Raw genomic sequence first — 12991 nt, 5'->3', positions numbered from 1 at the left:
GGTTATCGCTAATGTTACGCTCGACCTCGTATTGTAAATCCTTCCTAGCAGGCAGCATCCAGTGTGTATTCTGCCCTTGAGTTTGCCATTGATATAAAAGGTCTAAAGAATAGTAGCCTCGATCAAACAACGTTAAAGAATCATCTGGAACAGAAGGTAAAAGTCTTTTTGCAAGCGTCATTTCCCCTACATGACGAGCATCAAAGCTACTATCCAATAAAAGATGACTCGACACTTCCATCAAACTACACATCCTGATTTGAGGATAGCTGCCCTCACCAAATTGGTTACTGTCACTACCGAATGCATTGCGATTTTCATCATTATCTTGTGTTCTGAAACTTACCCCATCAACAGCTAACAAATTCAGTCCACACCACTGCTCAAAAGCGTTTTCGTAAAATGTTCTTTGCGCTAGTAACTGAAACGAGTGTTGTACCGCATCTACGCCTAAGCGTTGACGACCTTGAACCAAGGCGCTGGGCGCAACAAGTTTACTCTTCCCTGACAGATTAATATCTAATCGGCTAGCAATATCCCATACTGTTTCGTTACGAAATAAACTCATACCAATGACTGACCACATGATGGCTTCTAACGGCAACCTTCTTCGTCGCACGGTGGCTACTCCAGCATGCGCGAAAGCCTGCTCAAGTATATCCGCGTCAAGGACACTCTTTAATTTATCCAATGTGTGAACATCATCTAAAAATGAAGACAAGTTGTTAAAATGATTAGAGAGGGGCATAAAAAATCCGATATTAGTTTCCTAATATCGGATTCTGAACCCTTTTAAAGATCGGTCAACTGATCTGTTTATTTCTTAACTGATCAGCATTACGCTGTAAGCGGGTTTTTTATTTTTACCACATAAAAAATGAAGCCGTTTTCATTAGAGTACAGAAGGCTATTTATTCATTGCTAGTTGTAGCTCTCTAGTACGCTCAAGCTTGGCAAGTAACTCTTTTGCTACAGGTTTAAACGCTGCAAGCTCATCTTTTGGCAATGATTGAGATTTAGGTAATTTAACGGTTCTTGGGTTGCGATGAACCCCATTCACTAAAAACTCATAGTGTAAGTGAGCACCTGTAACACGACCAGTTGCGCCCACAGTACCAATTTTTTGACCTTGCTTTACTTTCTGGCCAGATTTAACCATACGCTTGTTAAGGTGTAAGTATTTAGTCACATATTTACTACCATGTTGAATAAATACATAATTGCCATTTAATCGGTTATAGCTTGATTTAATTACCTTACCATTACCCGAAGAAACAACAGGGGTTCCTGTACGTGCTGAATAGTCAATACCTCTATGCGCAGTTACTCGGCCTGTAACTGGATGCTTTCTGCGAGGGTTAAAACTAGAGCTGATGTACTTAAAGTTAACGGGGGCGCGTAAAAATGCTTTTTTCATACTGCGCCCTTCAGGTGTATAAAAGTTACCGTCTGTGTGGCGTATTGCGTTATAGCGTTCATCTTGGTTGATAAATTCGGCTGCAATGATTTTACCAGTGCCAATTTCTTCGCCATCAACAAAGTGAGATTCATACACAATCGAGAAGCTATCACCTTTACGAATGTCATTCGCAAAGTCGACGTCCCAGCCAAAGATATCTGCAAAGTTCATAATTTGGCGTTCAGACAGTCCAGAAGTTATACCTGCGGTCCAAAAGCTGGAGCTTATCTGGCCACCAGCAGATTTGGCGACTGTTTCTATTTCTTTGCTTTGAATTGCAGTGTCGTAAGCGCCTTCAGGGCTTAAAGTGACATATAATGTATCAGTTTTAGACAAAACATATTTTAATTGTGCTAGTTGCCCATTTTCACCTTTAGCAAAACTTAGCACTTCACCAGGGTGAATTTTAGTGAGTTTGCGCGTTTCGGCATTCGTGTTAACGAGCTGGTGTAAAGTCTGCGCAGAAAAGCCAGCTCTTTTAAATATAATCGCTAAGTTATCACCTGATTTAACTTCATGATCAATAAAGTTATATTCAAATTTTTGTATATTAGTGGCAGTGTTGTCAACTGCATTTAGCTCGGTAAGGTGCTCTGTTTCTTCGCTTACCTTGACAGGTAACTCATAACGCTTACCAACTTCTAACGCTTTCTTATCGTTGTCTCGAGAGGCTGTTGCTTTTTCTGAAGGCCATAGTGCAACAATCAACATTAAGGAGATGAGACTCATAATAAGCAGTTTGTGTTTTTTAGGGAGCTTATACACCACGTGAACCATAACGCGCCTTTTCTGCTGTCAAGATTTTTACTAATAATATTGCAGGATATACCCAATAAAGCAGCAATACCAGTATTTTGTGCATTTAAACTCGCTCAAATATAGGCTAGAATCGAGCGATAAACTGAATACTTGGAGCGATGAATGGTGGACTTAGAAACTGCATTTGCAGAGATAAAACGCGGTGCGGAAGAAATCCTTATTGAAGATGACTTAAAAGAAAAGCTTAAGTCAGGCAAAAAATTGAAGATTAAGGCGGGTTTTGACCCAACTGCACCGGACTTACATTTAGGTCACACTGTTCTAATAAATAAGTTAAAGACATTTCAGGACTTAGGTCATGAGGTAATTTTCTTAATTGGTGATTTTACAGGCCTGATTGGTGACCCAACAGGAAAAAATGCCACTCGAAAGCCACTAACTAAAGAAGATGTACTTGCCAATGCAGAAACATATAAAGAACAGGTTTTTAAAATCTTAGACCCTGCCAAAACAACGGTTGCCTTTAACTCTACTTGGATGGATAAGTTGGGCAGTGCGGGTATGATTAAGCTTGCAGCTCGACAAACTGTAGCTCGCATGCTTGAACGTGATGATTTTAAAAAGCGTTATGCAGGTGGACAATCAATTGCCATTCATGAGTTTTTATATCCGCTCGTACAAGGTTGGGATTCAGTTGCACTTGAGGCAGACGTTGAGCTTGGTGGTACCGATCAACGGTTTAATCTACTTATGGGCCGTGAGCTGCAAAAAGATGAAGGCCAAAAGCCGCAAACAGTATTAATGATGCCATTATTAGAGGGTACTGATGGCGTTCAAAAAATGTCTAAGTCGCTAGGTAACTACATTGGTATTACAGATGCTCCAAATGATATGTTTGGTAAAATCATGTCTATTTCTGATGACTTGATGTGGCGCTATTATGAATTACTCAGCGCGCTGTCTTTGGAAGAGATTGCACAGTTGCAGGCGCAAGTTGTCGATGGCCGTAACCCCCGTGATATTAAGATTGAGTTTGCCAAAGAAATGATTGCACGCTTTCACAGTGATGAAGATGCATATGCAGCACACCAAGATTTTATTAAACGTTTTCAAAAGAACGCCTTACCTGATGACATTCCAGAGGTTAGCATTACTATTGATGAGCCTTCTACATTTATTACCAACCTCCTTAAAGAAGCCGGATTGGTTGCAAGTACCTCTGAGGCTATGCGTATGATTAAGCAAGGAGCTGTAAAACTTAATGGTGAAGACAAAGTGACCGACAGCAAATTGTCAATTGAAAAAGGTAGCACAGCAATTTACCAAGTGGGTAAACGCAAATTTGCTAAGGTAACTGTAAACTAGAGTTTGTTGCAAAAATAAGCATGCCCTAAAGGCCAGCTTGTAGAGCTGGCTTTTTTATGCGGGAGTTAAAGTTTAATAGCAGTGGCATTAAATGAATGGCTTAGTAAGCTGCCGAAAACGTTGGTATCTAACTATTTTACATGAGTCATTTTTAACGCAGTTAATAAGTCATTTAGTTCGCTAGAATGAGCAATGTTTTAATAAAATGGGTATGAAATATTAAATTACGCACTTTTTGAAGTAAGGTTACAAGGTTAAAAAAGCAATGCCTAAAGTATAAGCAAGCCATAGAAGCATTAACACTAAAAAGAAAAAGGTTTGAATCTGTGTTAGTAAGTTAACGAGTACATCAATATCGTTAGGTTCGGGGTGTCGTTCAACCCCTAATCGCATTTTTTCAAAGCGTTGCCCGAGGTAAAAGCAAGGGCCACCAAGTTGTACTTTTAGGTTAGCTGCAAACAGTGATAAGACCCAACCACTGTTTTTTTGGTAAAAGTATCTAGCATATCGTTTTAGGTAATGTATTACTTTTTTGCCGTGCAATGGCGCAGCCATCAATAATACAAATACTCTAAGAGGAAGCCACTCAATGGCATAAATAGTGTGTTTGAGTGGCGTCATAAATCTACTATTGGGTTTAAGTTCTTTGCGCCATGCATGATCACATATGAGTAGCAGCTTGTAACTAAGCGCCGCAATAGGTCCAAGTAGTATATAAAATAAAATGATAAGGTAATAATGCCTAACAGTGCGCAGGCAAGTACTATCAATGCATGCTTTGGCAATACCAACACTCGAAAGTTTATTAACATCTCTAGCAACTATACTGCTCAGTAATTGCCTTGCCGTAGATTTTTGCTCTTGTTTGAGCAAGGTTGAAATGCGTTTAGCTCTTGTAATAATGCGTGTTTCAATACACAAATAAAGAATTAATCCACCTAACCACTGTGGGTAGTAGGCAAATTGAGCTATTGAGTAGCACAGAATAACGATGGTTAAACAAGGTAAGAAAAACGCTAAAGTACCACTGAGCCTTTGGTAGCTTGCTGTTGAATCATTTTGATAAACACGTTGCGCAATTGCTTTGAAAACCAGTGATAGAATCGTATTGGGATGATAACTGCTAAGCAATGGTAGAAAATGAGCCGCTGACAATGTTACCACTAATATTAGCAAGCCCTGATGGGCTTGCATAAGTTCAAGTAGCACGTTTATAGCTTAACGTTTGTTAGCTTTTCAAGTAATGCTGTCACAAGCTTTGAAGAGTTTACAGAAGCAACCTCTAAGTATTCTTCAAATGATTGTGGAGACTCTTTACCAGCGATATCAGACAGTGAGCGAATAACCACAAACGGTGTGTTAAGAACATGGCACGCTTGAGCTATTGCAGCGCCTTCCATCTCTACCGCTAACATAGTTGGAAAATCTGCGCGAGTTTTATCGATACGTATAGGATCGCACATAAATGAATCGCCAGTACAAATTAACCCCGTCATTGTTTGTGTCTCTTTCAGGCTTGCAACACTTTGTTTTGCAGCCTCAATGAGAGCAGGATGTGCCTTAAAACCAGCAGGCATTTGTGGAACTTGGCCTATTTCATAGCCAAAGGCTGTTACGTCAACGTCGTGATGCTTTACTTCATCAGATATAACCACGTCACCTACATTTAGGCTAGGTTCAAAGCCGCCAGCAGATCCGGTATTGATCACGCAATCAGGCTCAAAGTTATCAATTAACAAGGTGGTTGCTACAGTCGCAGCCACCTTACCAATACCCGACTGCACCAGTGTTACCGTATGACCTGCAAGCTCTCCTGTATAAAAAGTAAAGCCGCCTTTAGTAAGCTGCTGTTTGTTTTGTATTGCTTCGCGAAGTATCGCAACTTCAGGCTCCATTGCGCCAATAATACCAATTTTCATGTTAAAAATTCCTATAAAAACTTGCATATTAGTATACCTGAGCAAGACACAAATGCGAGTTTCATTCTCAAGTTAACGGCATGAAAAAGCAGGCTTATAGCCTGCTTGATGTATTTGAGCGTGACTATATTTCGGCAAGTTGTGTTGAGTGAGCTTTGGCCTGAGATGGCGACAAGACAGCCGGTTTTTCAGTACGATTACGAGTACGAGTCGGAGTTTTGGTATTTTTGCCAAGCTTGAATAAAATAGCACTGCGCACTTCAGCTGTTTTATATCCGGCTTTAACTTTCATACGAATATGAGGGATCCCCGCGGATTCTAGCGCACCACTAACAAACCAATCTCGTTGGGCTTTATGGCCACCTTTATTCGCGTTATTAACTAAGTCCACTGCAGCCATTATCTTAAGTGTGTCTTTATCTACAAGCACATAATCAAGTTGTTTATTTTTTGCCTTTATTAGCGCCGCTCTGCGCGACTTATCTGAAAGGCCTGGTTTACATTCAATTAAATCAACTAGCTTTACTCGGCTAACGACTTTAAATCTATCACCTACGGCACGCTCTAATAAAGTGAGAAACGAAGCTTCAACGTTGCTAAAAACAGAATCTTTTTTATTAAATGGATAAGGGTTACCACCTGCGTCGGTGAATTTTGCTGCGACCACTGAAGCCACTACTACTAGCGCTAATATTGATAATAAAGCAAATTCCATAAAACACTCCACAACAACAATTTGACAATTTACATTTATTAAGCAAATTTCATGCCTGTTTAAGAGTGTTTATTTAATTTCTTTAAGCTTGGTAACCTTGTGGTAAACCTTTTACTGCATAAGCGACTGCATCATGTGCATGTAAAGACTCATAATGATTAATTTTTATGTAGTAGTCTTGATAATTCGATACTTCAAATAGTGCTTTGAGTTTTCTGGCTGCATCTTCACAAAACATCAAGTTTTGACCATTTAAACGTGCGAACTCTTGCTCATCCTCTCGCTTTACAGCTGCCTGCACAGGGGTTTTTAGCTCATGCTCAACACAATTAATAAGTGCTAAGATATCAAACTCTTGACTGTCACAGGCAAGCTTTACTTTGATATTGGCAATGCTACGTTGAGAGTGAGGTGTAGCCACAATACCTTCGGTACTGCCTAACCAGTTATGTATTTGTTCAAAATTAAGTTGTTGTTTGGCAAACTGCTCTGTAAAAGCTTGCTGAATAAGCTGCCGAGCTAATGCCGCAGAGCAAGGGCAGGTTGATGAATAAGTTACATCAACAGCTATTTCTAGTAAGAATTGATTGTCAATTAAGCTGGCAGTGATTGTCACTGGGTAGTTTTTCCAGCCTTGTTTGCCGCTTAACAACGAAGAGCGGCGAAGCGGCAGCTCAAAATGAAGTGCAACTTTTGCCGCATTACTCAAATCTTGATGACTGGTTACAAAACTCTCTAGAACAGCTTTGAGCGTACTCGGCGTTAGCGTTTGCTCACAAGATAAAGTATCTAATGACAAAAATAAACGCGACATATGGATGCCTTTAGCTTGTTCGTTTTGTAGGTTAACAAATGCATCCGCTTTTGCAGTGACGGTAATGTCGGATAACCCTTTACTAGAAAATAGTAGTGGTAGTTCAATATTTCCCATACCGACCCAATCTAAAGTTCCGGTTTGCAAGGCTTCTGCGGTATCAGCAATATCTGGCATTATGGTTTGCATCTAAACCCTCATGGTCACGACGATTAAAAGCGGGCATATTACACTATAATCCAATAGGTTGCCCCTTTAAGAATTGCTTTAAAATGATAAGAATAGAGAATTTGTGCATAAGTTATTACAGTTTGAGCTGCGCAGGTTTTAATAAAATGAATAATTAGCATCTTGGTATTGCTTGGGTATAATGTGCGGATAAATTGGGTATGTGGTGACTATGACAGAATCTTCTTTTGGCCCTTGGGCCCGTGTTTTAGCAAATTTAGTCAGTAAATATGGCGCAAAGCCAGCCAGCTTTATCTGCTATTTTTTTATCTTGCTAATTGCTCTTATTTTATCTTGTATGTTTTACTATGTTGCGCTTGGCGAAATAAAGATAGTAGATGTACTGGCTGTCATCTTTTTTTCAGCGGTGACCTCTCCAGTACTAATATCAATAATGATCCGTTCGATACATCAATTAGAAGACTCTAAAACCTATCTTGAGTCAGCCACACAACAAGAGAAACTGCTAAATCAAACGCTCAAAGATAATATTAATCGCCTTAATAACGAAATTGATGAACGTAAGATGGCATTGCACGCCAAGCACCGAGCAATTGAAGAGTTGCGAAAAGAAATCGCCGAACGCAAAAAAACACAACAGGAACTCGCGCAACAAGGTATGTTGTTACGCTCTATTGTAGACTCATCACCTGATTTATTTTATTACCGAGATGAAGAAGGTGTGTTTGCCGGCTGTAATAAAATGTTTGAGATGGTGATAGGCAAATCTAGCGAGCAGTTGATAGGACGTTCGGTGGAACAAATATACCCGCAAAATTACCTACCTGAGGTCCTCAGTACCGATACAGAAGTGTCTACTATGCATCAACCTGTAACCTTGGATGTTGAATACCCAGTAAACGATGAAAATCGCTGGTTTGAAATGCGCAAGCTACCATTCATTAATGATGATGGTAAATATATTGGGTTATTGGCTTTTGGCCGAGATATTACGAGTCGTAAAGAAGCTGAACAGGCACTAGAAACTGCTTATAAAGATAAAGGTAAGTTCATTGCTACTTTAAGTCATGAGTTGCGAACACCTTTGAATGGCATCGTTGGCCTAACGCGAATGCTGCTTGATACGGAGTTATCTCAACAGCAAAAAAGTTGGTGTAATACGATTTTTTCTAGCGCAGAAACGTTAGGGAATATTTTTAATGATATTATCGATCTCGATAAAATCGACCGAGAGCAATTAGATATTGCTACAGATAGTATTAATGTTTCTGATTTTATCAATGACGTTGTTAATTTTGCTGGTTTAATAGCAGATCAAAAAGGGCTAGATTTCACAATAAATCGTGTGGGAATGTTAGATATATACGCTTTATTAGACCCAACACGTTTGCGACAAGTGTTATGGAACCTAATCAACAACGCAGTTAAGTTTACTCACAAAGGAAGCGTTTTGCTTGAGTGCAAGCGCGAGAATAGAGAATCTGGAACTTGGCTTAATATTAGTATTAGCGACACGGGTGTTGGTATTCCTGCAGATCAACAAGAACGTATTTTTGACATGTATTATAAAGCTCCAGACTTAACCGGAACTAACGCCATTGGATCGGGCATTGGCCTTGCTGTTACCAAGGCATTGGTATTGGCAATGAAAGGTCACATTCGTGTAAGTAGTATTCAAGGTCAAGGAAGTCGTTTTGATGTAGAAGTTCCTTTGAATTTATGCAAAGCACCGAAACAACAAAGTTATGCGGGTCGTAGCCTCTATATTTTATTAGTGGAAGACGTTCCGTTAAATGCAGAAATAGCTACTAACTTGCTTGAACAGCGAGGTCATGAAGTTATTTGGGCAGAGACAGGTGAAGACGCGCTGTCAATGGTTGCCACAGAAGATGAGCTAGATTTAATTCTGCTTGATATGCAGTTACCGGATATCAATGGTGATCAAGTAGCTAAAGAAATCCGCGCCGATAGTCACTTTGATGACTTACCAATTGTTGCTCTAACCGCGAATGTTCGAAGTGCGGAGCAAGAATTAGCGGGAATAAGCATTCAAGGCGCATTGGCTAAGCCAATTAATACCACTCGATTGGATAAAATGTTGGCAGAGTTATTTGGTATTGATGCACAGCAGGCGAATGCGAAAGAATATCTAGACGCGATAACATTTAGTGAGCAGCAGCAACATGAACTTGATATAGAAACAATTACCGACTTTATGGATTCGATGGGTAGCGAAGCGTTTAAACGTAGTGTAATGCTATTTAAAACTCTTAACCCTAAGTATTGTTCAGAGCTGCGCCAGTCGCTTAATGATAAAGATATTGATGAATATGCATCGGTTGCTCATAAGCTTAAAGGTGCCGCAGGGTCCGTGGGGCTAGATCAAGTACAACTGCATACTAAAAAGATGGAGTTAGAAGCACATCAGGTCCAAAGTGCAGTACTGAGAGATTGGATTGAACAATTAGAAGCAAAGATTAGTGAAGGGATCGTGTTACTGGAGCAAGCGATTAATCTGTTGGTGATTAGTGATAAAGCTAAATAATATTAGTTTTTGGATAAGGGTTTTGAAATAATAAACATCGAATAACTTAATTAGTTACCACTCAATAATGATACTGCGGTCAATATTAAGACACTTTTATGCACTAACAGCTGGCTATTACAAGTAACAGTAACGCAGGTAGTGGGAAAGTTCGTTTATCCAGCCAGAACAAAATAAATAAGGGGCTTGAAGCCCCTTATTTCATAATTGCAAAACTCCCTGAAACCTTATGACAGTTAGCTATCAATTTTCCCTATAAAGCGATAGCCCTCACCATGAATGGTGCTGATCAGTTCAGATGTATTGTTGTCACTTTCAAAATGCTTACGAATACGACGAATTGTAACGTCAACCGTCCTGTCGTTAGCACGAAGCTCTCGGCCTGTCATGTGCTTAATCAACTGCTCACGACTAAAAATGCGACCTGGAGAGTCAAGCATCAGACGTAATGCTCTATATTCACCCTTAGGTAGGCGTTTAGCATCACCAGCAGGAGAAGTTAAACAGCGACTGTTTTCATCAAGCTCCCATCCGTTGAAGGTAATAACACCATTAGTATCAATAGAAGACTCTTCTGCAGATGACCCTGTACGAGAGATCAAGTTACGTGCACGAATAGTCAGCTCTCGAGGATTAAAAGGTTTTGTGATGTAATCATCAGCACCAATTTCTAAACCTAGAATGCGGTCGACATCGTTGTCACGACCGGTTAAGAAAATGAGTCCAATGTTTCTTTTTTGGCGTAATTCACGCGCTAAGATTAAGCCGTTTTTACCTGGAAGATTGATATCCATAACTACAAGATTGACGTCGTCATGCGCTGTCAGTTTATCATGCATGTCATCGCCATCAATGGCTTCAATTACTTTGTAACCTTCTGCTTCAAATAAGCTAACGAGGTTCAGGCGAGTTACGTCTTCATCCTCTACAATCAGAATGACTGGCGTTTGCATTATTAATTAACCTTTTCGGAATATATTATTTACATGAAATTCGGTACTATCTAATAAAACCGAATATTTACGATTATAGGAGTATATCTAATTGTTAACAAGTAAAATTAATCAGGATGAAACTTAGAAACAGCAAGCAGTCTTGATAACACTTTAAAGTTATGTTGAGAAACTTGTTGCTTATTTATATACAGTCGAATTTTACTCCCCTCTTGGACTAATGAGGCAATCCCACCACTTTCAAGGAAATTTATACTTTCCCCTACAAACACTGTATCTAAAGGGTCTGCTTTAATCCAAACACTAAGTATATCATCTTCATTACTTTCATCAATGTATGTGATATCACATTGCCCTGAAAGTTCCTTTAAATTTTGAGGTTTTTCTATTAATAATATTTCTATGGGTAAACTTCTAATTTTTAAATTGCGGTTACCCGTTAATATTAAACCTGGACCATTATCAATATTTAAAAAACAAAACTTAGTTGATGTTTTTGTTTGTTGATTAGGGAATTCAATAAACTTTGCCATTTGGTATAAAAAAGCAGAGCGTACTTGGTCGGGTGATTTTGCGTTGCACAGTATCGGAAAAGCAAACAATATTAATAACAACAGCCTCATTAGTTAACCTCACCTAGTGGTAAAGTTAAAATAAATCGAGCACCATCTTTATAGGTTTCATCAAGGGAAATGTTACCGTGCAATGCTTGTGTTATTAGGTTATAAACTAAGTGCATACCTAAACCACTGCCACCTTCTCCGCGCCGAGTGGTGACAAACGGGTCAAAAATACGTTTTTTTATTACACTGGATACACCACAGCCATTATCGCTGTAATTTATATTTAACTGGTTATTTTCTTGTTTTATTTTTATATATATTTCATTGCCTTGTGGATCACTAAAACCATGCAATAAAGAGTTAGATATTAGTTGCTCAAAAATCTGCTGTAGTGGCCCAGCTTTACTGCTGATCACCAAGTCGTCCGCACAATCAATACTAATTTTAGGGGTTTTACTAGCCAACTCTGGCTTCATAGCTCTAATTATATTGTCTAAAAGCACCGCTAAATTCACGTCCGAACTGAGTTCTAAATCTTGACTTACAGCAACACGCTTAAAGCTCGATATTAAGTCTGCGGCACGATTTAAATTACGATAGATTAAGTCTAAGTTTTCAATCCCATCACTAATAAAACGCTCTAATTGCTTAGACGTTAAGCTTTTTTGTTCAAAGGCGCTTTTAATATCTGCTAGTTTGTCTCGTAGCAACGTAGAGCCTGTAACACCTAAGCCAATGGGTGTATTAACTTCATGGGCAACGCCTGCAACCATCTGCCCCAAAGAGGCCATCTTTTCATTTTCGACAATTTGATTTTGATATTGATGCATTCGCTCAAGTGTATTGAGTAACTCTTGGTTGGCTTCGCGCAGGGCGATGGTGCGTTGGTTAACCTTTTCCTCTAAGCTTTGGTTGAGCTTTTTAATTTCTAATTTATCGGCTTGGTGCCGCTCAATTTGGTTTTGTGTACGAGTAAGCATGACGTTTAAGCTGCTCGCCAAGATATTAATTTCTTCTATGTGACTACCAGATGCTCTCGTGCTGTAATTGTGATTTTTAGAAACATCTTGTAATAAGATTGACAGTTCTTCTATAGGTCGAGCTATTCTACGTTGAATGCCTCTTGCAACGAGTAAAACGAGCAGTAAAACAATGAGAGTTAATGAGATGTCGACAAGTATTTTGGTATTGATGTATTCATTTAAACGCTCTAATCCGCCACGAATATATACATATCCTTCCACTTTGTCCTCATAGATTACTGGTTTAATGAGCTCTATGTAGTCAGCTGTGATCCTTGGCACCTTTAGCTCTTCAATGCTATTGACTTTTAACGGAACTGGCGGCGTTTTGGAGGCATTATAACTGGTAAAAAATACGGGTTTGTTGGTTACATCATCAATGTCATAAATATGTATATTTTTAACTAAATCAACGGCTTTAAATGATTTTAGACGTTTTTCTTCTGTTTTTCTATCCTCAAAAATTAATGTTATTTGTGCATTAAAAGAAACAATTTCAGCGATCATATCAAGTTTATTGATAATGAGTAGGCGCTGCTCTTTTATGTCTAAATAGGTTGAGATCGAAATTGACAGCGACAGGCATAGGGCTGTAACTAGCATTACTGCGCTAATTAACACTTTCCGTATACTGGTTTTTGAAGCCTGTTTTGTCATTATTAGCCTTTATTCAGCCAGTGACCAAATA

General features: G+C 39.1%; 11 protein-coding genes. 2 read left to right on the top strand and 9 right to left on the bottom strand.

All coding sequences use genetic code 11. From position 1 onward, the window contains the following. A partial coding sequence (locus SANK73390_RS07600) for an IS4 family transposase (RefSeq protein ID WP_462765122.1) occupies nt 1–748 on the bottom strand: 748 nt, incomplete at its 3' end. A gap of 159 nt (nt 749–907) precedes the next feature. Continuing rightward, nucleotides 908–2236 carry a peptidoglycan DD-metalloendopeptidase family protein gene (locus SANK73390_RS07595; protein WP_462765120.1) on the bottom strand — a complete coding sequence of 443 codons (1329 nt, stop codon included), beginning with the start codon at nt 2234–2236 and terminating at the stop codon, nt 908–910. A 147-nt stretch (nt 2237–2383) separates the two neighbouring features. Between SANK73390_RS07595 and tyrS the strand changes: the two genes are divergently transcribed. Then, nucleotides 2384–3583 (top strand): tyrosine--tRNA ligase, encoded by a 1200-nt coding sequence (gene tyrS / locus SANK73390_RS07590; protein WP_462765128.1) that lies wholly within the window; start codon nt 2384–2386, stop codon nt 3581–3583. A gap of 246 nt (nt 3584–3829) precedes the next feature. Here the strand turns inward: tyrS and SANK73390_RS07585 are convergent, their stop codons facing one another. The 4 genes from SANK73390_RS07585 to folE2 all read right to left on the bottom strand — a co-directional run bounded on the left by SANK73390_RS07585 (nt 3830) and on the right by folE2 (nt 7220). Next, nucleotides 3830–4792 (bottom strand): cobalamin biosynthesis protein CobD/CbiB, encoded by a 963-nt coding sequence (locus SANK73390_RS07585; protein WP_462765118.1) that lies wholly within the window; start codon nt 4790–4792, stop codon nt 3830–3832. Nucleotides 4793–4794: 2 nt separating this feature from the next. Continuing rightward, nucleotides 4795–5502: a 5'-methylthioadenosine/S-adenosylhomocysteine nucleosidase gene (gene mtnN / locus SANK73390_RS07580; RefSeq protein ID WP_462765116.1), complete on the bottom strand. Its 708-nt coding sequence runs from the start codon at nt 5500–5502 to the stop codon at nt 4795–4797. Nucleotides 5503–5626: 124 nt separating this feature from the next. Further along, nucleotides 5627–6217: a DUF2726 domain-containing protein gene (locus SANK73390_RS07575; RefSeq protein WP_462765114.1), complete on the bottom strand. Its 591-nt coding sequence runs from the start codon at nt 6215–6217 to the stop codon at nt 5627–5629. An 82-nt stretch (nt 6218–6299) separates the two neighbouring features. Beyond that, on the bottom strand, nt 6300–7220 hold the full coding sequence (gene folE2 / locus SANK73390_RS07570) for a GTP cyclohydrolase FolE2 (protein ID WP_261592603.1): 921 nt from the start codon (nt 7218–7220) through the stop codon (nt 6300–6302). Between the two features lie 211 nt (nt 7221–7431). On the opposite strand from folE2, the gene arcB reads away from it, so the two are divergent. Next, entirely contained in the window at nt 7432–9765 is a 2334-nt protein-coding gene (arcB, locus tag SANK73390_RS07565) for an aerobic respiration two-component sensor histidine kinase ArcB (protein WP_462765112.1), read from the top strand. 236 nt (nt 9766–10001) lie between these two features. Here the strand turns inward: arcB and arcA are convergent, their stop codons facing one another. From arcA to SANK73390_RS07550, 3 genes are all read right to left on the bottom strand, one after another. Further along, a complete protein-coding gene (arcA, locus tag SANK73390_RS07560; RefSeq protein ID WP_261592601.1) occupies nt 10002–10718 on the bottom strand; it encodes a two-component system response regulator ArcA in 717 nt (238 codons plus the stop codon). A gap of 107 nt (nt 10719–10825) precedes the next feature. Further along, nucleotides 10826–11341 (bottom strand): YfiR family protein, encoded by a 516-nt coding sequence (locus SANK73390_RS07555; RefSeq protein ID WP_462765110.1) that lies wholly within the window; start codon nt 11339–11341, stop codon nt 10826–10828. Next, a complete protein-coding gene (locus SANK73390_RS07550) occupies nt 11341–12960 on the bottom strand; it encodes an ATP-binding protein (protein ID WP_462765108.1) in 1620 nt (539 codons plus the stop codon). Before SANK73390_RS07550 ends, SANK73390_RS07555 begins: the two co-directional genes overlap by 1 nt. Nucleotides 12961–12991 lie beyond the last annotated feature (31 nt).

The sequence above is a fragment of the Pseudoalteromonas sp. SANK 73390 genome (assembly GCF_054966645.1).
Note: the sequence above shows the minus strand (reverse complement) of the source record. Positions and strands in the feature narration are given on the sequence as shown.